Source organism: Paenibacillus sp. FSL K6-2859 (assembly GCF_038008265.1).
Taxonomy (GTDB): Bacteria; Bacillota; Bacilli; order Paenibacillales; family Paenibacillaceae; genus Paenibacillus_AQ; species Paenibacillus_AQ nitricinens.
In genome coordinates this window covers 1,550,519-1,573,730 of sequence record NZ_JBBOYU010000001.1, presented here as the reverse complement: position 1 = coordinate 1,573,730, position 23,212 = coordinate 1,550,519, and the positions used below count along the sequence as shown (strand labels likewise).

The following is a 23,212-nucleotide window of genomic DNA, read 5'->3' as shown; positions in this document are numbered from 1 at the left end:
GACCGTCAGGTAAAAGTATATAGTTCAGTCTTCTATTTGAATCGTAAAAATATCGAATTTAATTCAGAATATCTATTTTATTCCATTTTCCAGGAGTATATCTTATAGCTTTTATTCAAGCACCTGTTTCTTCGCTATAGAATGTAGTTGAATTAGCGTTATATTGATTCAATATAGCCGGATCAATAGGAATAGGTCTTACTTTCAGTATGATAGTGTCAAACATAATGAACCTTCTTTCATTTCTAGTAGTCTAATATATTGGATGTGATTGGAGATGTTATAAGAACGAGAACCCACGGCTGGAGTCGAGCTATTGTTCAACTCATGTCTATCTTTTTCATCGTGCTCACCACCACATTAAGGTTTTATCCTTGTTTCTTCAAACAGTTTGTCAAGCTTCTCGAAGAACTGCTTCTGTTCGTATTTTGCATAATCTGGATGGACTGCCCATTCATTATTTCGATGGACGAGGTAATATAAGACCAATTTCATTGCTATGATTTTATTACGATTCTGATCCTGCAATACCGAAAATACATCTGCCAAAAGGTTTAAATTTGCGCTTTCGCTGATTAAATCTGCATTCAACAGGGCACTTATCTGTTCGGTAAGTTTTTCTCTTTTCTGTCCCGCTTGAACCACTTCAAAGTGTGAGTTCTGAAATAATGCTATTATCTTGTGAATATTCTCCAACAGGAATTCTTTTTCCTGCTTTTTGTAAGCAATAATCGACAAAACTCACATATATAGTCGTACGGCGCCATAAAGGGAATTAAAAATGCGGTTACCCCATCTCGTAACTTGGGGTAACCGCATCTTCAATGTTTGAATACATTCTCAATTTTTGATGAGGAAGTTGCTCTGCTAGACCCCCTCAATTTCAGGGAAAAACTCCTTTAATCGCTCGTGTTGAAAGGCTCTTATTAGGGAATATTTAAATTTTTTTTGATGAGTTTGTTGGTAGAGCATATGAAATATTTTCAAAAAGATAAGGAATTAATTTATAACTATCATCGTTTTTCATAAAAAAGTGGAACGTCCTTCTGTATCACATGGAAAGATACCTCTGAGTTCAACTTCATTACCTCGGCGGTAAATAAAATCATTAAAAAAAGCCTCTTCAAGTTCAAATATTAACGTCTCTAAACCTCCTTTTCTAGAGCAAGATTGTAGTTAATGATAAGACGCTCTGGTGTTTTCTCAGCAATATTCAATTGTTCTGTCAATTTCAAGTAGTAGAGCCAATTAAAAAACACTTGAGTTTGACACACATATCCCATCTGATCAATCGGATGTATTTAAATCCAACTTGTAGTATCGAAATATTTTCCAGATAAATATATAGACGTTCTAAGCATTCATCGGATTCCTTGTAAAGAGAATGTTCTCGTATAATCCTCATTGTATATTGGCTTAACTCACCTATATCATGACTATTTCCTCTTGTTTTGTAGAAGTAAAAAAGGATTCTCTTAACAGGACTTCAATTTGTTAATATCCCCACACCAGAATATTCAAATAGTTAACACGATACTTCCACAGATTCTACATATCATCTTGGGGGCCCCTGTGGGAATTGTTATCTGCGTTCTATCCCTCAATTCAAGCCTTATTTTTCAGATTTGATTTTATTCGATTCTTCAAATGACCTATAAAGATCTGACCAGGTTCAGAAGGATTGAATTTCTTGATAACAGCTTTATGAATTAAATCGATTTCTTTTGCGAGATTGTAAGCATTTGGCCCAAAACCCCAGCTCCTCTTTAATGGTCTATAATATTTGATTAGAATTCTCCTAGCCTCATCATCCTCATATCCCAGAAGTGTAAGTTCACGAATCACGTCTTTAATGTAGGGTTTATCCATCATATGTTTACTTGTTGAATTATTCATATATTACCTCCAAGATCCCATGTAATAGTTAGTGACTTAAAAATGTGTTTTCATTATCTCGGTTTTATTTTCACAACATTTCAACTCTTGTAGAAATAAGTCTAGAGACAATTATTACTACTCTTTTTTTGCTAACGATCATTTTAAGGTTACCTATCTAAAAGCATATTCCTACATACAAAACTATATTAAATCTAGGCATCATTTAAAGTATTCTTCTGAACACCATTTTATCTTTAATTCTCTACTTTTTTCATGAATTATTAATAGCTGATTTAGAACAAAAATTCGTTGAACTATATCTTCAGCTATAAAAAACTGTCTCTTAAAATAATTAAGTTGCTTCTGATATGGACCTTGGTACTTTTCATTATTTTCATATACATGTAACAATTGAATATGTAGATCATATATTTCTTTATATGACATAATAGCACCCCTCAGCAGTTAAAAGTTAACTGAATTTGCTTTTTTTATGCTCAATTAGCCCAACTATTTGAATTAACAAAAAAGCAACCCCCTTGTTGGCAAGTCGCTTTTAACAAAATCTATTGTGAATCTTTAGTTATTATCTAAGATCCTAGCGCTTCGCCTTATAGAACTCATGATACAGCTTCATGAGCGCTCGCTTCTCAATCCGCGACACATAGCTGCGACTGATACCAAGCTCCTTGGCAATCTCCCGCTGCGTTCGTTCCTCACCACCCGTATCTAATCCAAAGCGGCCCACTACGACTTCTTTTTCCCGGTCATCCAGAATATCAAGGTTACGATAAATTTTGCTTTTCTCAATCTTAAGATCGACCTCTTTAATGACATCATCAGCCTCGGAGCCAAGGATATCGATGAGTGTAATTTCGTTCCCCTCTTTATCAGTCCCTATCGGATCATGTAATGAAACATCCTTGCGGGTCTTTTTCAATGATCTAAGATGCATCAGGATTTCATTTTCAATACAACGTGCTGCAAATGTGGCCAGCTTTGTGCCTTTGTTTGGACGGTAACTCTCAATAGCTTTAATCAAGCCAATAGTTCCGATGGAGATCAGATCCTCCATGTCTTCCCCAGTATTATCGAATTTTTTCACTATATGAGCTACTAATCTCAAATTGTGCTCGATAAGCAAATTCCGGGCTTTTGCATCCCCTTCAGCCATCATACCTAAGTATTTGCTTTCCTCCTGCTCCGAGAGCGGCTGTGGAAATGCGTTGTTCCTTACGTAAGATACCAGCAACGTCAGTTCTTTAATTAGCAACGCGATCGTACTTAAGAATCCAGGCAACTTGGCGACACCTCCCGCACTTGTACAATGAAACCGATCTGTTTGCCTTACGGGTTCATGGTCATCTTATTGTATGTGGGTAGATGCCTAGAAGTGCATGTACATAAGAAAGCTGCATCAAAAAAAAGGCTTCTCATTAAAAATCACTTAACTATGCTACTTAGCATACAGAAAGGTTAAACTTACGTTTTTTAAATGAGTAGCATCAACCATTAGTATTGCCCTTACGTCGAGATGGTAAAAAAAGTTTCTTATTCAACGTCAGTGGAATATCTTTCTCACTTCCTCCACTTTGACCTCCTGTAAGCTCACTTAGGCTTCCGACTACACTAATGTTAAATCCTCCATCTTCTGCTTTGAGAACAATTTCATCGATGAGTGTTTCAATGATAAACCGTTTATCCTCAAATACCAGTTCTGCTCCTTTACTACTTATAAAATCGTTTATCTGCTCGACTATCTTCAGATTCTCCTCATGAGAGTAATGTTGTTCTCTGTGCGTTTTGACCTGCCCCTCATAAAACACCAATTGTGACTGCAATTCGTTTATCTCACGAATTAATTTATGGGAATCAGTTGCTAGCTCATCTTCCGTAATTACATCCCGTCGGAACATGATTTTTAACTTATCCATTTCTTTTCTCTTTTCGACGATCTGGCTTTGGATCATACCAGCAGTAAAAAGTAATTCATTAATGACTTCTTCTACTTGCCCCTCTAATCTCTGCATATAGTCTTCTGGATTAGACAATGCCTCCATAACCATATCCCAAATAAACTCTTCTAACACCTCTGCTCGAATACTGCGTGAAGGGTAAGGTTGGGATATTCCATATACTCTAGGAAAAAGATTAAGGCATCGGTAGCAAGTGTATTTAACTCTTTTACCTGTCTTCTTATCCTTTCGCCCCGTGTATGTAGTCCCTCCCCATTTACGACCACAATGACCACAACGAATAAGTGATCTCAACAAGTAATTAAAATGTACATTCCCCGAACGAGTAAAATTCTTTATACGCCGTTGGCGCGCTTGTTCATATAACTCCTTGGTTATAATCGGTTCAATTTCAACCATAATCCAGTCGTTTTTTTCTCGTATTGTGTATGTTTTTTTTGGATTCCCAAATTTACTCTTTTGTCCCTTGAGTTTCTTCACTTTTCTACGATTGTAATAATACTTGCCGATATATATTTCCGAACTAAGCATCCGACTTATTGAACTTCCTCCCCAGTTTCCACTGACGGAACGTTTTGGGCGGACACCCATTTTGAAAAGCCTGTTCCCAATTTTTCGGATTGTCATATTTTCATTCAGATACCAGTGATATACCTGTCTTACATGCTCTGCCTCCATCTGATTCACAATAAGTTGCCCCTCAACCCAATCATATCCGAAGGGGGCAACGCGCATAGGCATGATCTTTTTGTCCTTTTCTACGGCCTTCAGCCTTCCTCGAACAGTCCTCTTCTTAATTAGAGAAAGCTCATATTGAGCAATAACACTCATCAAATTAAAGAAAAGTTGTCCTTCAGGAGTACTTTGATACTCCGTATCAACAAAGATCAGATGAACATCACGTGACTCAAACTCCCGGCACAAGAACAACTTATCAGTCAGATCACGTGAGAGACGATCCGGATGGGTAATTATGATTTCTCTAACCTGTCCTGCACTAATTAATTCACGTAGCTCATTCATTGCTGGTCGTTCAATATCTTCACCACTAGCCCCCTCTTCCCTAAAGACCTTTACAGAATGTTCAAGAACGCTAAGCTCCTTTGCTTTTTCCATGCAGAGCTCTACCTGGCTTTCTAAGCTATGGCCTTCAACCACCTGCATACCAGTCGATACACGAGCGTAAATCGCAGTATACAAAGAATCCCTCCTATCTAATAACATTTTTTTCTCTTTACAACTTCCCTACAGTTTAAAAAGGACTGACTATTTACAGCTTATTTGCAGTATGAAAACCTTTGGTTTTCACGAGAGTCATTTAACAAATGCTCGTTATAGGAACATATGTTCTTATGTTCTATTGTATCCAATTGAATTAAAAATAAACCGACTGCAATTAGTCGGTTATTTGATAATTTTTTTAAGATATAATCGATGACTTTCTCCTTAGCATTCGCTGCTTGAGTTACTCTCAATGCATTCTTACTTGTTTCTAATTTGTTTATTCCTAGACGATTATTGTTCATTTTTTTCTTTACTTTTCGTAACTTCAATCGTTTTAATCCGTTCTTCTTCATCTTTCATCCATTGCTTAATAATCTCTAATGCCTTATCTCTGTTTTTCTGATCTACTCTAGACAAAATAAAAACCTCCTGATAATAAAGTTATCAGAAGGTTTCACAGAAATAGCTACCGCTTTTCATTTGTATTTTCAAAAATCCAATTTTCTAAAATCAATGGGTGTATTAAAATCCATTTGGTGGTTTGCTATACATATAATCGCTGCATTCCTTTGACTAGGAATGGCAGTAAGTACATCTCCAAAAACACAGTCAAACTTGCTATTTAATGCTGCTAACAACTCGTTATATTCCCTTATAACTCCTAACTGATTAAAGATCTCCACAAGGAAATTCCCATTCCTACATTCAACTCTGAGAAATAGAGAGTTATCAGGATTAACTCCCTTAAGAATAAAATTTCGTATCCAGACCTCCGTATCTTTCACATTATTCAAGATTTCTAAAAAAGAAATCAACTTCTTCTTTTCAAGACCTAAATGATGAAAGTGATACGTTACCCATTCATTATCCGTTATTCTTTCTTCCATTAACCATTCAGGAGGGACACGAAAAAGTATCGCTAATTGAGCTATGAGTTTCTGCGAAATTTTTGTATTGAAAGAACCCGATCCCATGAACTTTTGAATTGGCAATAATTTTTGCAACTTCTCTATATGTCATACCGGTGGATTTGAGTAGAAATTCACGTCGTATCTTTAAAGACAACCTCGCTAAAAACCTATGATAATCATCTGCCGATAATCTTAACAACGGATTACAAACAAACTGCCCCTTATTAAGGAAGTTTTCTTGGTAATACTTATCGGTCATTTTTCCTCTGCCTACATTTTTTCCGGCCTCTAACATCCTATTTAAATAAGAAGACTCTTCGGTTAAACTACTCATTCCCATGCTATCACCAAGTAAAGTGTATAAGCTGATAAGGTGATGATGCTCATTTGTATTCTCAAAAATACAAATGAGCAGTTCGAGTATTTAACGTAAATAATACGTAATCAATTACAAAGTGCATGCATTATCAATACTCGTAGCCTCGAATCCGATCTGAAAAATGTTTAAAAAAGGGGAACACGCGGTTTAAAGCATACAAAATTATTAGCAACCTATAAATCTGTAAATATCTGTTATCGATACCCCCACCTCCATCCCTAGGTTTTTCTACAGATTTGATTATGATTTGATCAATTTTCGAATTCGAGAGAGTGATGATTAATGAAATACACTTTAATTACCTATGATATTCAATCCATTCTTTCTCTGTTTAAAATCTCTCAATAGATTCCATCACTATCTTATAATACTTATTAATTCCAAGATCTTCTCCGGTTTCAATCAGAAGTAAGATAGAATACACATTTTCATTTGCAATATTTCTAGCTAAGAAGCTTGGGTTATGTACGCTTGAAATATCTATTCACCACACATCCTTTCTAGATATTTCACATGTTTATCAAAGATATCCCAGCAAAGTCCACATAAAAAAGCTTAGTTCAATTGAACTAAGCTTCGTACTCCATTAAAACAGCATAAAAAACTTTACCAAAATAAAGTGTTTTACGTAAAAGAGAAATTTTACGTCACAGATGGATAATAAAGGAAAAACGAGTAAGCAAAGAAATCCTAATCTTTCCGAACTGATCCTTACGCTGTTTTTCCATTTATTTATCGTTGCCTGAGCAACTTCTCCGTCCCTGTTAAAACATTAGTAACAAGGAAAATTAGTGTAGTTCGTTGTACATCCAATTTTATACGAACTAAGTATATAAATCAATAAATACTAGAATAATAGATTTTGAGGGGGGATTATTGATGATACCTAAAATGATACAACATACTCAACACTTCACAGAAACTGATCTAGGAAAGAAGAAAGTTAATTACACTACGCTGAAGACTATTATCGAACGCTCTGGTGCTGAGCCTGTGTTTACGAATAAATTATTACTGGATATTGAAAGACATATTGTAACGCGTAATAAAAAGAGAGTTCATGTCCGTGGTAGCTCTGAATTTCCTCAGCTAATTCTTACATTTAAAAATCACTATGCTCAAAAATACTCACAAACATCACTGAAGCATCATATCTATCATGTCGGTAAGTTTATAGGTTTTGTTCAACGGCAATTTTTTGGTGTAGCCCCTCTACATTCGATACTTGATTGCAAAAAATTCACTAAATCGATGGTTGTTTCCTATGAAGAACACTTAATCGAACGGATGCATCTAGACCAAATTAAAAAAAGCACCTTGAACAGAATGCTTTTTTCAATGAAATTATTTTTGGATATGTTATCTACTCTTAAAGTAAATTACATTCGCTACATCATCCCGCAGTCACTGCGTGCCCAAGCCAATAGATCAAACGAATTTGTAAATCTTGAGGAAGTACATGTTCTGCTTGAATCGATAGAAAAAAGCAGTTCAAATTCAAAAATCAGGAACATGTGCATTGTATTGCTCATCATGGAACTTGGTTGCCGTCCGATTGAAGTAGCTAATATTCATCTAGATGACCTGAGGTTAACCGAAAGACTTATTACTCTCCATTCAGTTAAATCTAAAACAAGAACCCTAAAAATGAGTAAGGATCTGACGGATATGATTCATGAGTATCTTCATTTTACCCGTTTTTTATATCCAGTAGAACACAATAATCTTTTTGTTACTCGTCGAACAAGGTCTCCTATAACATCACAGATGATAAGCTCAATGTTTAATCATAGTAATAAGATTAGTTTTGGCACGATACGTTTTAGTGCAAAGTCACTCCGGCATACCTACGCAACTAATGCTCTTGATAATCTTAATGATTTTGATCAAGTATCTGAAGCAATGGGACACAAACATCGTCGTTCAACAGAATGGTATATACATAGAAGTGTGCAACGTTTGCTGGCTAACTCCCTCCCCCGTAATCCTTTAAATCGAATGAACGAGGTGTAACATGGACTTTGAATACCAAGTTAATATAACTCCTGAAGAAATATGTGAACTCTACAAAATAGATATCCACGATTTCCTGGTGCTTGTTGAAGGTAAGAAAGCTATTCGAGACGAAAAAACCATACTTTTTGTTATTGAGGAATATATAAGAACCTTAAGGATGAACCGAATAAAATCAGAACTCACTATAAAGTATTACATCACAGTCCTTAGAAAATTTGCTAGATTCTTATTACTTAAAGAGTCCGAGTTTAAAATGGTAGATTTAACGGAGGAGCTTTTTTTCGAATTCACTGATACTTGTAAGCCTAGGAAAGAAGAGAAATTAACAGCTAGAACCTTCAACACCTACCAATCGATCATAAAAAACGTGATGGATTTTGCTCATACACGAAGGTACGTGAGTGAGGATTTACGCTTTAAGATCGAAAAATTCAGGGGCGAAATTCTACCTAGATATCTCCCCGATGAGCTTATACCTCAAATTTTGAATCAAGCCAAACAAACTAACTGGCCATTTTTGAATTTTGCTTTAATCTATTTTATGCTCGGTACTGGATGTCGAGTGAGTGAAGTTGCGAACCTGAGGATTTGTGACTTTCAAATTCATGAGGACCTTATTTTCATACGAAAAGGGAAAGGAAACAAACAGCGTTACATCCCCATGTATCCACAAGTAAAAAAAGTCATTTTAGACTTTCTAGCGAGAACCGGAGTCTATCATTGGAACATAAGTGATGAATCTTATCTCTTTTCAAAAAGATGTTATGAGAATCGCGAACCCATCATGATTCGTAATATTCAACGAATGGTGACTGGTATATATGAAAATCTCGACATTAAAGGAGCGTATACTGTGCACAGTTTACGACATACATTTGCGTATAATTCATTATCAGCAGGTATGGCAATCTACGATCTCCAAGAAATTTTAGGCCACAATAATATTGAAACTACAAGAATCTATACAAAGCGCCGTCCCATCGATTTGAAAAATGCAGTAAATAAGTATCCATTCCCGCTTGAAAAGCTAGTTGCCCAAATTATGGGGATTGGGGAGAATTAGCATGATCAATTTTAGTAAGGAAATTAATAACTACAAAAAGATAAGTAGACTTTCTAAAGATAGATTCAATAGATATCTAAGATGTCTCTATCATTTTTGCGATTTTCTTGCGGAGCAACTTCACTGCAATCCTAATGAAGTGAACCTTGATAGGGTTTATCAGCTAAAGAATGGTGACAGAATTATCGCATACAAACCAATAGATGCGGCGATCATTGACCACTATCTTATGAACCAAGTAAAGAATGGCTTTTCTATTTTAGAGTCGTCCACCCTTGCAATAAAAAGTTTTTTTAGGTTTTTAACAAACAACCGTAATTTTCCTAATATAGTGTCAAATGAGTTTCAAACTCAACGATTATAACCCAGCTGCTAAGCCAATACGCATACTCAGCAGGCATGAATTGCTAAGGTTTTTACATAGTTTAATTTCCCATAGCGACAATATGATCCGTGATACTCTCTTGTTCTCATTACTTTTATCTACAGGTTGTAGAATATCTGAAATAACAGAATTGAAAGTTTCTGATATAAATTTTGAGGATGAGATGATCACACTTCTCAAAACAAAAAATAAAATCCAACGGGTTATAGTCCTTCGCAAGGGTTTTGGAGCCTTACTACGTAAGTACCAGTCTATAATCGAATTAAAAGATAATGAATGTCTTTTCCCCGGAGTGGCCAAAAATATCCCTATTACTAGGCAGGTAGCAAGTAATCTCTTTAAAAAATATCTCCTTCTGGCCAATTTACCTGATTTGAGAATTCATAGTCTCCGGCACTCCTTCGCGACTCATATGCGAGATGAAGGTATGGATTTATTAACCTTAATGGAGCTTCTAGGCCACCAGAAACTTCAAACCACTCTAAATTATACGCAGCCACATTACACGAGGAATGCACACATACGAATAAAAGAGCATGAAGAATTTTATCGAAAGTTTCGATCTCGAAAATAAAGTGCCCTTTAGCTGTTGTAATACTTGATTTAATCTAATGTCTATTGAAATGACCATTACTCAGTAGATTGCTGCGTAATAGGTTCAACTATCCTTAGATTATTTATGATCCACAAAAATCGGCAAATATAGTGGATCTATTTAATCAGAATAAATTACGTTTCTTTGGAAATCGTCTTATTTGTGTTAAATATTGATTAGCTCTTCTTTCATCACCATGAATTGTTTTAATTAGGTTCTTTGATCCTGTTATTGTCATTCCAACACCAGCTATTTCTTTTATCAACTCATAGTTATTCATTTCTGGGCCTAGCGCCAAAAATATCCCTAGTCCAACCTGAGTAACCGTAACACTAATATCAACTATCTCAGAAGTAAGTCCACTCTTTGTTTCTTCAATTTGATTAATAATATCAATATAGTTGCTTTCCGACATTCTTCCACCACTCAAATCATTTAATCTAGTTACTGCTTGCCTGAATGCTTTTAACTTAGATTGATAGCCTCCCTTATTTCTTAGTTTTGTGATTTCCTCTATACTTATATCATCAATGTTTCTTGGTAAGTTTAGCTCCAATGTTTTTTTAACAGCTTTAATTTCATTGAATCTTTTATTATAGCTCCACGTATTTTGATTAAGTAACGATAATCTTCTTTGTTCTTGAACATCTGTGATTACACAGATATTATTATGAGTTCCTATATTATAAGCAAGTACAGACATGTATATTAAAGCAATTTGATGTGGAAGACTTACTCCATGTTCTGAACGATGAGCAAAACCATTATCAAGACAATATCTCTCGAAATCATAAGAAAACTTTGAGAAGTATAATTCATAGTTATGGTTTCGTTCATCTCTCCAGAATTCCAATACATTAAGATTACCTAATATATCAAAGTTTCTTATAGGATTTTGCAAGAATTTTTCCAATATAATAATCGTTTCTTCACTGCTCTTTTCACATTCCAAATACGCTGGACGATATCTCCTAAGCAACCCTGTTTCTCTTTCCAATCTCTTATAAACTTCGCTAATATAATTATCCCCATCTAAAGGAACAATTGTGTTGATCTCCTCCAGATACAGGAGAGCAAACTTTAACCATCGTTCATCCTCAATTTCAAAACCAGGATAATATAATAGTTTTTCCATAATTTCACCTCCTATTTGATTTTGAAGCACTACAGAGTCTCAACATGTTAAGACTGTTGACTCCTATATAACATTTATACATAATCAATATTTTTGTTTTTCACAATTATCAAACTATCTACTAAATATCTTTTTTATTTTCTTCTTCATACTCTTCATAACTTTGCTCTCTCTTCTATTTTTCTTCATCATCATTTCTTTAAACATCATCATGATAGCTAATAACATCGTTGCTAATATCACTAACAAAAATGCGATACCAATATTCCACCAATCAGGAACCCACTCAAATGGGATAATAAGGTGAGCGATTGTAAAATAAAGAATTACCGAACTAATCCAAAATAAAAATACAAATAAGTGATAAAAAATTCTAAATATATTCGAGAAAATAACAAAAAAAGGATTATTAAATGTGTCACTCACAAACTGACAATGATCTTCATAGATAATGTCATGGGCATTCCAATATTCATCCTCAATACTTAAATAAAGTCCCTGTACCTTTTCCAACAACTCATGTTCGTTTGTCCTATTAGTTTCATTCTTGTAAGTAAAAAAGGCCTTTCTTAGTTCATAGAAGTATTCCAGTATAAATGAAGAACCAATAAAACGAATATTCGAATTAATTCCAGAAAAATCCTGCATAAAAGAATCAATCAATACCATTTTATGGTTTTTGTCTTCCGTTTCAATGATAACACTTAGTAGCTCAAACATTGGAAAATAGACTTCATTATAACTATGCCTCAGTTCCTTCAGAAAAACTTCCCTTTTTTTAGCACGATGATTAAATTGATAGCCTATATAAGCTGTCATCAAAGCAATTATAATAACAGATAAATCAATTCCAATGATTTTCATATTGCCGTTTACTCCTCTTAATTCCTAAAGATTTTTCAATAAAATTAAATATTCTTAATATTATTAATTTCAAACGTCAACATTTGATTTCACTACAATAATCCAACTTTTAACTGGAATAGATTGATTAATTTCAATTTCAAAATCTATACTTTCGTCATGATGAGCTACTTCACGAAAGCGAAACTTTTCAAAGAAAATCTAACTTTAACCAAGATACCAGAAACAAATAGAAATAACACACGGTATATCGTTCGCAACATATCTGTTGGAAATAGTATCGATATCTCTGTGCTATGCCATAGTGATTAACAAATAGCGAAAAATTATATTCATAGTCATGCAATTAGAAATCACGTATGAAAAATAAAGAAAATGATGAATTGTATAGAATATTGAAGCATTGAGAAGAGCTGTATGGCTATCATTAATAACTTTAAAAATCATAAGCCACTATAAGCGATTCCAAGTGGCTTATGAGAACTTAATTATTTATTTAAAACTATTTTAGGATTAGAGCGGGGATTTTCAATTTAGAAATAGAATTAACATTTGTTAAGTTTCATCTAATTTATTTTAGCAATTCACATACACCGTCAAAAGACTAAGGGTTTTCAAAACTCAAAAAAAAATAAAATTACGATATACTTTCCGGTTCTATCAATTATGTAATTGTCACTTAATTTAGCTTAATAATGGTTTCATGATGTAATCATCACCTAAGTCGATTACATTAACAGGCACTCCTACTGTAACACCCTCAATTTCTTTTAGTGTTAAAGAAGATGCTATTATGCTCTGTCCTTCTAAACCAGATAATAATTCAAATAATTTCCCAGTACTATTTATATTCATCTGTTGTTGGCCAGGCTCATCCATAATAATTAGCTTAGGATGATTTCCCCCATATTGATTTGATATAAAATTCAACACAAGTGCAAACGCCCATCTTAATCTAATATAGTCGCTCGCTGATGAATCAAATCTAATATCAAAACCACGTACTACAGGAGTGAATTTATCAAGTGAAATTGTTATATCTTCTAAAAGAGTACTACTATATCCGAATTGTTCTAAATAATAACGAAATTTCTTTTGAAGTGCTTCTAACTTTGTTTTATCTAGTTTAGAGAAGAATTCTTCTGGTATTTTTGTGGTTTCTATTAAATGTTGCTGCCACTGTTGCTTTAGAGTTTCAAGCTTCTTTAATATTTCCTCAAAACTATTCTCCGTCTCTTCCAGTTCTTTTATTTTCCACTTTAAATTCAAAGTTTCTTCAATATCTAAGTTTGATAACATACGTGGATCTTCTCTTAATTCTAACTTTAACCCCCTTACTCTTCTTCGCTCTTCTTCTAATGCTTCCGAAACAGCCCTATATCTTTTGTTTTTTTCGTTTGTTCCCCCCTTTGATTGACTAATAGCAAATTTCAATGTAGCAAGTTGGTCTTTTATATATTTAATATTTTCTTCAAGTGTCATAGGCTGAAATTCTATGTCTTGTGGCAGTAATGTCTCATGTATTTTTTGATTACATGTTGGACATATACCTTTTGCAACATATAAATTCTTATCAGATCCAAGATCAAGTAGTTTTTTTGCATCCTGATTACTTTTTAAATCTTGCTGCAATTGAACTAAGTTTTCTTCCAGAGTACTTTGGTTAATAGTACTTGCATAAATATCTTGTCTAATTGAATTAGCTTCGCTCTGCAGAGCTAGTACTTTATCTTCTACTTCATTTATCTTAGCTTCATGTTCTTTTTCAATATCTTTTATGCTTCTAACAACATTTGATCTTTGATTATACTCTAAGACGCTTTCAGATATTTTTTCTCTCAAGCTAATTAAGTTTTGATTTTTATCATAAACAAAAATCTCATAATTTGATAAAAGATCAGGTTTATCAGATAACCCTACTACAGTTGCTGCAACTGCATCTGCTTTTTCTTTGATTAATGTTACAAGATTAGACCACTCTTGAGTAATAAGCGCTTTTTCAATTCTTAGTCTCTCCTTCAACTTACTATTACTTAATACATCAAGACCAAGAATAAACTCGATTGCACGAGTAGAGAGCTCTCTAATCCCATAATTTGTATTTGTCTGTGCATAAAAAGAACTCCATCCTTTAATCTGTTCAATAAAAAATAAAGGGAACAAGGTTTGTATGTACAGTAATCGTTCTTTTCCCTCAAAAGAAGGGACAAAAGGCAGTTCCCAACCTAAATATTCTACTAAAAAAGAATGAAAACCAGCTTCATTTTGGGCTGATCCAGAGAGATGAACATAGAAATCTTGTTTTTTGAATTTTTTACCTTCAGTTAAAGAGGGACCGAACTCCACCTCAATTAATCTTTCCTCTCTAGTGGCACTTGTAATCCATCTTCTGATTGTAATGCTATCATTATTGGCATTAGAAATTTGGAGTTCGACGTTTGATTCTATTACCCTATAAGAATTATTCTGATATGTTAACTCTTCACGTAGTACAGGTTTCATCGTCTTCCCATTTGTTCCACCTAATAATTCTTCGACACCAAGAGCATATAGTATGGAATTTATGTATGAGCTTTTACCCGTAGAATTTTTTGCTCTCACTACATTAAGACCTTTGACAAAATTCGAAAATGTTCCAAATACCCCTTTATTCGTAACAATATTTATTTTTAGTGCATTAATGGTCAATTGTGACATGCTAAACTAACCTCTCCTTAAATAAAGTAGAAATAACTTTATCATTAACTTTAAATCCAATTCTCTTTAAAATTGCCTTTTCTGAAATAAAAATCTCCTTTTCTTTTTTTATAGCTTCTGCAAATTCTTCCCCTTTTGGTAGCAATGTAAACTTCCCCGTAGATTCACTAAAAGAGATTAATCTATCAGCAACGGCAAATTGTAACGCTCTGTTAACACTAGGATCCATACTAATAATTGGAGGAGTAATTAAAGGATCTTGAATTATAGCTAACAATATTAAATCTCTTTCAGTTGACTTAAATACCCAGTTCAATAATTGAAATTTCAACAGGTTGGCACTTTTCCCCCAAGATGCTATTGAGAGAACTAATACAATTTGTGCTATTTTTGTTAATGGTCTATATTCTGGAGAAACGGGTATCTTTCTCCGCGTAAAGGTTATCTTCTCTGCATTCTCATAAGGTAATTCCATATTCATACTCCTTCAATAAAATCAAGTGGGCATCTCACTAACCAATCTGCCTCAGCTTCTTTTACAACATCTTCCTGAAGAACATATGAAATCATTCTACCAAAAGCCTCGCTCTCCAAAGCCGATTTGTATTTTGATTGTATTCCTTGAATAAATTCTTTAGGTTGAAGAGTCGTAAGAAGTAATTCTTGCTCAATATGTGACTCAATTCCACTTTTGATTCGCACTAATTTTTCTAATAAAGCGGGGTGATTGTCTCTCAATTCATCAAAAACATTCTGCCCTTTTATAAAATTTCTTATTATAATATCAACATACTTATTGGTATACACTTCTGCATTACTATTCCCATGAAATAGTTTTGAAATCTTTCTAAACAATATTTGAACAGATTCTGCTTCACATTGCTTCCAGTCAATCACTTCTTCTACAGTTGGTGTTGCAACATTAATATCTATTTTTTCTTCTAATACAGCCTTTACATATAACATTTCCTCAACAAAAAAACCTTCGTCTTGCACTAAAACATCAAACTCATCATCCAGAAGGTCCTTCATTTCAGAAATTTTTTTGAATTCAATTGCCTTTTGTTGGCAATGAGATATCAACTCCTTATTTCTATAAATTGGGGTTAAAAAAATCCATTTTTTTATTTTCACATCTCCAAAATATTTAATTAATTCTTTTTTGTTTTTTGACAACTTTCCTAAATCTGTTGTAATTTTATCTCGTTGTAGTTCGTACAACTTTTTGCTTTCATACTCTTCATCAGGGCAATAACATTGAAATACTAGCCCAGTCCTTGTAAAACCTTCAATTCCCAAGTCCCCTTGACTATGTGCAACCATTTCTTGATAATCCTGCGAATGATATTTTTTCTTAAGAAAAAGCTGACATGTTTCTTCCCAGCTATCTCCATTATATTGACCAAATCGAGTTTTTATCATCTGAATCTCCTCTGTCTTAAAAACGAAATTAGTAGAATAAGTCCATTAGTCTATATCATTCTACAATTTCTACCCCAATTGTCCCAAAACCTTCCAAACATATGTTTCATTTTCAAATGATGAAGCCTTACAATCATAATTGTTGATTTATATCAATTAAAGAGATGTCCATAACTCTATACTAGTGCTAAAGGTACGTTGGTGTACCCTCTTTTTATTACAATAAGGTGGTTTAATTTATAAATCTTCATTAAAAGACCAGTCTCTTCCAAAATTAAAAGATATCATTAATAGTAATATATACCTATAATAAAGAGCATATAAATTTATCTAGTTCTAATGCACTGACAAATCTATTAAGTAAGATGTTTTTAAGTAAAAAGCTATTGCTTTAGCAATAGCTTTTTACTTAGTTCTATTAAATTAGATTTTTAATCTAAATCATATATTGACCTAGTGTTAATACTGAATAACTCGCCATATATTTTTTCAGCAAATGAATCGGTCATACCAGAGACGTAATCCAAAATGAATCTTTCCCAACTCCAGTCTGTTCCTTCTTCAAATTTAAGCATCCAGTCTTTTGGGATTATCTTTCCTTCCTTATCATTATAAAAAGATTCCCATAACCCACGTATTATTTTTTCACTTCTTTTCTGGAGCCTCTGCACTCTGAGATCATTAATCATCGTTACCCATGCTAATTTTTTCAAAATTAACACTTCCCTAATAATCTCATTGTTTTCATTATTGCTATTCCTATGAACAAAAGTGACTTTTTTCCAATTGTCTTGATCAATTACTCCAATGTTGTTGACAAAATAATTCACCTGCTCTGCCTTTAATTCTCTTCTAGCACGTGATTCATCATAATTATAATCCTTTAGAATCCCTGTCCATTTTTCAATATGACGTCTAATTACTTCGTTAACCCGATCTTCAATGCTTCTACCATCCCAAATGGGATGATCTTCGGGGTACTCAACAATAAATTCCTTTACAACCTTTTCTGCATACAAATCGGCGCCACGAATATTGGTAAAGTCGATTTTTTTTGATTTAATACCATCTTCGATATCGTGTGTTGAGTATGCTATATCATCACATAAATCCATTAATTGCGCTTCAAGTGTTTTCTTATTGTTCGGTATGTCCCATTTCCTTCTCAACTCATTAATGTGTGACCACTCAGAATCATACAGTCCTTTTAACTTTTTCTGACTTCCTTCAAAAGGGTATTTATTAATCCCCAATAAGACGGCTGAGGACAAATTTAAACCATCTTCCTTTTTTCGTTTTTCTAAAAACATTAATATTCGGAAGTTCTGGGCGTTACCTTCAAAATGTAACGGTGGCTTGTCCCCAGCGATTCCAATTAATGCTTCGTTAAGAACCTGTTCACCTTTATGACCAAATGGTGGATGGCCAATATCGTGGGCTAGTGCAGCGCATTCAACAACTTCAGGATCAATAACAAATCCTGGATTTGATACCTTATCTTCATATAAATCATATTTCTCGGCTAATACAGAAGCAGCATGTCGCGCAATTTGGGCAACTTCCAAAGAATGCGTTAACCTTGTTCTAAAGTAATCACCACTACCAGCGCCAAAAACTTGTGATTTTCCTTGAAGGCGTCTGAATGCGGGTGAATGAATTAGACGAGCGTAATCACGTGAAAATTCTGTTCTCGAATCGCTTGGTCGCTCAGTTGTTGAACCAGCAACAACAACATCGGGTATAAGACGTGTACGTCTCAGTTCGTGAATACTCATTTGATTCCTCCGTTAATAATAGTGATTTAGGATAAATATATCACGAATGGAATCATTTGTATCACTCTCTTTGACATCATATCGTGTCCACAACCTCTTTACTATATGGGCGACAAGTCTCAAATTGTGCTCGATAAGCAAATTCCGGGCTTTAGCATCCCCTTCAGCCATCATGCCTAAGTATTTGCTTTCCTCCTGCTCCGAGAGCGGCTGTGGAAATGCGTTGTTCCTTACGTAGGATACCAGCAACGTCAGTTCTTTGATTAGCAACGCGATCGTACTTAAGAATCCAGGCAACTTGGCGACACCTCCCGCACTTGTACAATGAAACCGATCTGTTAGCCTTACGGGTTCATGGTCATCTTATTGTATGTGGGTAAATGCCTAGAAGTGCATGTACGGGGGAAATTGTACAAACACGGAAATTTATATTTTCTGTTTTTTAAATCAAGTAGCAACAGACCTCCGGAAGATGAACCTCCCGCAGGTCTTTGTTTACCACCCTTATCCATCTACATCCGTTAGATCATTTTGTGTAGGTATTATAGATTATCACCGCTGCTTCAGCCCGGCTCGCTGTCCCACCCGGGTTCAAATTCATTCCGTCACCTTTAACGAACCCTGCCTTAACCAGTGACGCAATGCTGCTTACCGCATAGCTTGATACCTTAGAAGCATCTCTGAATCCTTTCAGGTCAGCCATTGAACCTTCTTTGGGAAGATTCCCTGCTGCTTTCAGTACCCTAGCGATCAGCACCATCATATCCTGCCTGCTGATTTCGGCATTCGGATTGAAGTTTCCGTCCGCATCACCCTTAGCAATCCCGAGAGCTTTGGCGATGGACAACGCCTCCGCATAATAAACGCTCGGATTGACGTCAACGAACTGATCTGTTTTATCCGAACTGAGCTTGAAGGCTCGGACTACCATCACAATAAAGTCCGCCCGCTTGATCTTTGCTCCCGGTGAGAACATACCATCGCCAGTACCTTTAATAATGCCATCCGCCGCAAGCTTGTCGATGGCCTGCCTTGCCCAGTCATATCCGCTAGGGATATCCCTGAAAGATGTTGGCGAATGTTCCGATGTTCCCGGTTGTGTATTTCCAGAGGTTGGTATCTCCGATGCGGATGCACTGCTAGTAGGCGTTGGTGTTGGTGTTGCAGGAGTGCCCGGATTCGTCGTCCCGCTGTCGCTGCCACCACTACTACCGTTTGTCGGTGTAACCGATATGTCCGATTTAACCCCTTCACCTAATAGATTATTTGCTGATATGGCGAACGTGTAGGATTGGCCATTGTCCAAATTCATAATGACCACACCAAGACCGTTATCCTTCCAAGTAATATGCTCGGTAACTGGTGTGTAAACTTCCCCTTCCTTAATGTACACACTATAGCTTTCAGCATTGGTGGTAGCTGGCCAGCTTATTGTAGCTTGCTGGTTCCCAGCCAGTGCTGTCGGAACAACACTACCAGGTGCGACGCCGCTCAAATGGATGCTATCCACTCGGATATCCGGATTTTTAAAGACTAGATATAAATCATGCGTACCGGAGAGTGTCGTCAACAACTCCCCCGTTACATCGGTATAATCCAACTCGGTCACTTTAAAGGTGCTGCCTGGCACCTCACGAACTGCTGGCGCAGTCGCGTCAAATGTAACGACCGCCAAACGGGTTCCCGTTGGAGAATCTGCTCTAACCTCAACTACTGAGCTTGCATTCGTGGAAGCCCCACGTAAGGTAATACCAGTTACACCGGATAAACGAACTTGATTAAGTGCTACCCAGGAGTTGCTGTTCTTAGACATGACGGCATAATATCCGTTCTCGGCTTCTTTTGCCTTAAGCCCTTCTGCTGTACGAAGCTTGGAGACCTCTCGATAAACTACATCTTTAGATGCAAAGGCATGATCAAAAATGTTAACAGGCGCATTGACCGCATCAAGCTTCGCAATACTCTCATTATTGTAAGAGAGCGCTGCGGATATAGGAAGGTCACTAGACGATTTGCCTACCATCAGAGTGTAGCTTCCTGTTTCATTCACATACTCATTACGGTTGACATCCCACACGGCGAAATCAGATGGGTTCACTGTAAGCTGAACAGTCTTTGTCTCTCCGGCCGGAATGTACACTTTTTCATAGGAAACCAGCTGTTTCTTAGGTGTATGATCACCGTACTTGGAGGTATTGTTTTTGATGTACAGCTGAACTACCTCAGAAGTATTAACGGCTCCCGCATTCTCCACATCTAGGTTGATGGCAAAAGGTTCCTTGCCGCTAACATTAGACGGCACGCTTAAGTTCGAAAATTCGAAGCTGCTGTATCCCAACCCGTAACCGAATGGATACGTTACTTGGGCATCCGTATACATGTAGGTTAGCTTACTATCAAGCGGATCACCGTTTGTCATGTCCACTGTAAACCGCGGGTCGAGTTCCCCCAAAGTCACCGGAGCTGCTACCCCTTCGGGCAATGAATAATGATCAAGAACCGGCAAAGCTTCCATGCTGGCATACCATGTCGAAGACAATCGACCAGTAGGTGCATAATCACCGAACAGTACATCCGCAAGTGCCTTGCTGTCGTATTGACCAGCATATGGCTGATACATAATGGCAGCTACATTCTCATTGTTTTGGATGGCTTCCATATTCACCGGCGCATTCGATTTAACAATAACAACTGTCTTTTTCGGAAAAGCCTGCGCCACTTGAGACACAATCTTATACTGATCTTCCCCCAGGTTAAGATCCGATCTGTCGGCGCCTTCGCCTGCGCTATGTCTGGCCGGTGCACCGACGACAACTACGGCGTAATCGTTGCCGGAGGCCCAAGCGCTTGCATCTGCGCCCGCTTCCTTCAAGACAATCTCTTGAAACTTCTGATTGTCAGTTCGTGCCGCGGCGCCTGCTTGATTGGTCAGCGTCGTCGACGATAGATCAAGACCATCCGATTCATTTACGGTAACCAAACGGCCAGCAGTATAGTAGGCGGTTTCAAACCCGCCTCCGAAGCTCTCCGAATAAGTGCCCGAGAGTAAGGAAACGGTCCCGTCGCTATTGGCTTCATGACGGAAGCGACCCGGAAGCGTACTGGCGTCTGCTACATTAGAGAATGGATTTTCCACAAGATTAAGCTTGGTGGCATCGCTGTTTTGGACTGTACGACTGCTGCCGCTCGTTACATCCTTCAGCCATTTTCCATTTGCAATTGACAAGTAACTGTAACCGCCTTGGCCCCATGCGTAAGCCTCAAAGGCTTGGGATGCCGTATAGGCTTTTCCCGCGGCGTTATAGGGATAGACACTATCTGTTACGGTTGTCATATCTGGCGCGATGTAATTCGCAGAAAGCTGAGCTCCGTTCGTATAGGTGGAAGCCGTAACCGTTTGATGATTTGAGACAGAATCGAATGCTATTACGGGAGCTCCTGTACCAAAGGTGACTTGGTCACTACCAATCGTTTCTCGAATAGCTCCAAGCGGGGACAGCCCAGCCCCAGGCAATACCGGTGTTTTTGATACGGAGTAAGTTGCTTTAAACCGGGTATCTGCTAAAAGCCCTGTAACAGCTACATTGCTGGATTTGGACAACGGCAGCAATTTGTTGTCATTCTTCAGCAGAACGATGCCTTCCCGCGAAGCGTCAAGCGCAACATTCTGGCTTTCGCTCAACGAATAGTTTTGCGGATTGCGATCGCTGGCTAAATCCGAGAAAGGATAACTTTTTGGAGAACCATCCGGGTTTTTCTCATTAAAGTATCCGGTACGCACCCACATCTCGATTTGACCGCGGACACTGTTCTCCAGCTCCACACGCGTCACACCGAAAGTCCCATTGTTTACAGCACTCAGAATGTTCGTGCGGGTGGAGCTTGTCGTGTTCGCATGATTCCCGCTAAGCAGCAAAAGTGCTGCCGCACCATCAGCATCCGTATAGTTCTGATAACCATTGTTGAAACCTGCGGTCATCGCGCGATCGGCGGCTATAAAATCACCTACCGGCAGCATACTATACGGATTTGAATTTGACGCACGGATAATATTCGGTGAGATATGGTTAGGAACTCCATTGGTTCGACCATAAGTAGTCATAATACTTTGGACCACACCGGCTTGTAATGGATATAGGAAGCTTTTCATTTGGTATTCGTTAAGCGCCCGAGCACTTGCATAAAATTGACCGCTCGCTCTGAACCATTGCGCGAGATAGTTTGTATAATGCTTCGTCCCCAACTGAGCTTTTAACCAGAAGCCATCCTCATTACCAGCCTCCCCGTAACCGGTAATCCCCTTAGCCATATAATTGATCATCGTACCGGCAAGGACAGGGTCCTCCGCGTAACCCTCTTCAAATCTGCCGCTAAGTGGGTTCGTCCGTAAATCAGATACCGCAGAGAACATTAAGGTATTGGGATTGGCCAGAGTGACTTCTCCCCGCCGCTCGTTCCCCATGACCGTTCCCACTTGGCTGACTAGATCCTTATTCCAGCTTTGCCCCAAAGCTAGCATGGACGGCATATCTGTGCTTACACCCATAACACGATCCACTCCACCGGCTGCCGTTCCCGGCAATGTATAACCTGCCGCGATTGTACGGGCTGTGCCAGCACTCTTTTGATCCGCGTAATACGCCAAATCCTCAATGCTCATCTCTGCTAAAATTATATCCACAAATGCGTCCAGATGACTCGGCACCCCGTCAAAGATCGGCATGTTGGAAGCGCCTCTAGCAAACTCAATCGGTTCATGATCAGCCGCACTCGCTTGGTTCGGTGATACCGTTGATATCATGGAGGCGATAAGCGCCAAAATCAGGCTGACCACTGCTATTTTTTTGAGAGAAATCATTTTCATTCCACTGCTCATGTGATTGCTCCTTTTT

General features: G+C 37.1%; 16 protein-coding genes and 1 pseudogene. 3 read left to right on the top strand and 14 right to left on the bottom strand.

Features of this window, described 5'->3' with window-relative positions; genetic code table 11:
* Window positions 1–360: 360 nt before the first annotated feature.
* From MHB64_RS07000 to MHB64_RS06975, 6 genes are all read right to left on the bottom strand, one after another.
* Entirely contained in the window at window positions 361–738 is a 378-nt protein-coding gene (locus MHB64_RS07000; RefSeq protein WP_341134025.1) for a hypothetical protein, read from the bottom strand.
* 867 nt (window positions 739–1,605) lie between these two features.
* On the bottom strand, window positions 1,606–1,896 hold the full coding sequence (locus MHB64_RS06995) for a hypothetical protein (protein WP_341134024.1): 291 nt from the start codon (window positions 1,894–1,896) through the stop codon (window positions 1,606–1,608).
* A gap of 580 nt (window positions 1,897–2,476) precedes the next feature.
* Window positions 2,477–3,178: an RNA polymerase sporulation sigma factor SigK gene (gene sigK / locus MHB64_RS06990; RefSeq protein WP_042125228.1), complete on the bottom strand. Its 702-nt coding sequence runs from the start codon at window positions 3,176–3,178 to the stop codon at window positions 2,477–2,479.
* 205 nt (window positions 3,179–3,383) lie between these two features.
* A complete protein-coding gene (locus MHB64_RS06985; RefSeq protein ID WP_341134023.1) occupies window positions 3,384–5,054 on the bottom strand; it encodes a recombinase family protein in 1,671 nt (556 codons plus the stop codon).
* 315 nt (window positions 5,055–5,369) lie between these two features.
* Window positions 5,370–5,495 carry a hypothetical protein gene (locus MHB64_RS06980; RefSeq protein WP_341134022.1) on the bottom strand — a complete coding sequence of 42 codons (126 nt, stop codon included), beginning with the start codon at window positions 5,493–5,495 and terminating at the stop codon, window positions 5,370–5,372.
* Window positions 5,496–5,566: 71 nt separating this feature from the next.
* Entirely contained in the window at window positions 5,567–6,052 is a 486-nt protein-coding gene (locus MHB64_RS06975; RefSeq protein WP_341134021.1) for a hypothetical protein, read from the bottom strand.
* A gap of 1,195 nt (window positions 6,053–7,247) precedes the next feature.
* On the opposite strand from MHB64_RS06975, the gene MHB64_RS06970 reads away from it, so the two are divergent.
* From MHB64_RS06970 to MHB64_RS33855, 3 genes are all read left to right on the top strand, one after another.
* Window positions 7,248–8,381, top strand: coding sequence for a tyrosine-type recombinase/integrase (locus tag MHB64_RS06970; RefSeq protein ID WP_341134020.1), 1,134 nt, complete (start codon window positions 7,248–7,250; stop codon window positions 8,379–8,381).
* A gap of 1 nt (window position 8,382) precedes the next feature.
* Window positions 8,383–9,447, top strand: coding sequence for a tyrosine-type recombinase/integrase (locus MHB64_RS06965; protein WP_341134019.1), 1,065 nt, complete (start codon window positions 8,383–8,385; stop codon window positions 9,445–9,447).
* A 338-nt stretch (window positions 9,448–9,785) separates the two neighbouring features.
* A complete protein-coding gene (locus MHB64_RS33855) occupies window positions 9,786–10,406 on the top strand; it encodes a tyrosine-type recombinase/integrase (RefSeq protein WP_445671601.1) in 621 nt (206 codons plus the stop codon).
* A gap of 145 nt (window positions 10,407–10,551) precedes the next feature.
* Here MHB64_RS33855 and MHB64_RS06960 read toward each other — a convergent pair whose 3' ends face one another.
* From MHB64_RS06960 to MHB64_RS06925, 8 genes and pseudogenes are all read right to left on the bottom strand, one after another.
* A complete protein-coding gene (locus tag MHB64_RS06960) occupies window positions 10,552–11,562 on the bottom strand; it encodes a hypothetical protein (protein ID WP_341134018.1) in 1,011 nt (336 codons plus the stop codon).
* A gap of 114 nt (window positions 11,563–11,676) precedes the next feature.
* Window positions 11,677–12,426 (bottom strand): hypothetical protein, encoded by a 750-nt coding sequence (locus MHB64_RS06955; protein ID WP_341134017.1) that lies wholly within the window; start codon window positions 12,424–12,426, stop codon window positions 11,677–11,679.
* Between the two features lie 684 nt (window positions 12,427–13,110).
* Window positions 13,111–15,123, bottom strand: coding sequence for a hypothetical protein (locus MHB64_RS06950; RefSeq protein WP_341134016.1), 2,013 nt, complete (start codon window positions 15,121–15,123; stop codon window positions 13,111–13,113).
* A gap of 1 nt (window position 15,124) precedes the next feature.
* On the bottom strand, window positions 15,125–15,598 hold the full coding sequence (locus tag MHB64_RS06945; RefSeq protein ID WP_341134015.1) for a hypothetical protein: 474 nt from the start codon (window positions 15,596–15,598) through the stop codon (window positions 15,125–15,127).
* 2 nt (window positions 15,599–15,600) lie between these two features.
* Window positions 15,601–16,545, bottom strand: a complete 945-nt coding sequence (locus MHB64_RS06940; protein WP_341134014.1) for a hypothetical protein — start codon at window positions 16,543–16,545, stop codon at window positions 15,601–15,603.
* Between the two features lie 431 nt (window positions 16,546–16,976).
* Window positions 16,977–18,320, bottom strand: coding sequence for a deoxyguanosinetriphosphate triphosphohydrolase family protein (locus MHB64_RS06935; RefSeq protein WP_341134013.1), 1,344 nt, complete (start codon window positions 18,318–18,320; stop codon window positions 16,977–16,979).
* A 45-nt stretch (window positions 18,321–18,365) separates the two neighbouring features.
* Window positions 18,366–18,617 (bottom strand): annotated as a pseudogene (locus MHB64_RS06930) (RNA polymerase subunit sigma-70); the annotation flags it as partial.
* A 229-nt stretch (window positions 18,618–18,846) separates the two neighbouring features.
* Window positions 18,847–23,196 carry a glycoside hydrolase family 3 C-terminal domain-containing protein gene (locus MHB64_RS06925; RefSeq protein ID WP_341134012.1) on the bottom strand — a complete coding sequence of 1,450 codons (4,350 nt, stop codon included), beginning with the start codon at window positions 23,194–23,196 and terminating at the stop codon, window positions 18,847–18,849.
* Window positions 23,197–23,212: the final 16 nt, after the last annotated feature.

What these genes read in the sequence shown, in the direction of transcription:
- MHB64_RS06960 (WP_341134018.1), bottom strand. Translation starts at nt 11,562, where the DNA reads ATGGAAAAACTATTATATTATCCTGGTTTTGAAATTGAGGATGAACGA.
- MHB64_RS06945 (WP_341134015.1), bottom strand. Translation starts at nt 15,598, where the DNA reads ATGGAATTACCTTATGAGAATGCAGAGAAGATAACCTTTACGCGGAGA.
- MHB64_RS06975 (WP_341134021.1), bottom strand. Translation starts at nt 6,052, where the DNA reads ATGGGATCGGGTTCTTTCAATACAAAAATTTCGCAGAAACTCATAGCT.
- MHB64_RS06970 (WP_341134020.1), top strand. Translation starts at nt 7,248, where the DNA reads ATGATACCTAAAATGATACAACATACTCAACACTTCACAGAAACTGAT.
- MHB64_RS06965 (WP_341134019.1), top strand. Translation starts at nt 8,383, where the DNA reads ATGGACTTTGAATACCAAGTTAATATAACTCCTGAAGAAATATGTGAA.
- MHB64_RS06995 (WP_341134024.1), bottom strand. Translation starts at nt 1,896, where the DNA reads ATGAATAATTCAACAAGTAAACATATGATGGATAAACCCTACATTAAA.
- MHB64_RS06950 (WP_341134016.1), bottom strand. Translation starts at nt 15,123, where the DNA reads ATGTCACAATTGACCATTAATGCACTAAAAATAAATATTGTTACGAAT.
- MHB64_RS06925 (WP_341134012.1), bottom strand. Translation starts at nt 23,196, where the DNA reads ATGAGCAGTGGAATGAAAATGATTTCTCTCAAAAAAATAGCAGTGGTC.
- MHB64_RS06935 (WP_341134013.1), bottom strand. Translation starts at nt 18,320, where the DNA reads ATGAGTATTCACGAACTGAGACGTACACGTCTTATACCCGATGTTGTT.
- MHB64_RS06940 (WP_341134014.1), bottom strand. Translation starts at nt 16,545, where the DNA reads ATGATAAAAACTCGATTTGGTCAATATAATGGAGATAGCTGGGAAGAA.
- MHB64_RS06955 (WP_341134017.1), bottom strand. Translation starts at nt 12,426, where the DNA reads ATGAAAATCATTGGAATTGATTTATCTGTTATTATAATTGCTTTGATG.
- MHB64_RS33855 (WP_445671601.1), top strand. Translation starts at nt 9,786, where the DNA reads ATGAGTTTCAAACTCAACGATTATAACCCAGCTGCTAAGCCAATACGC.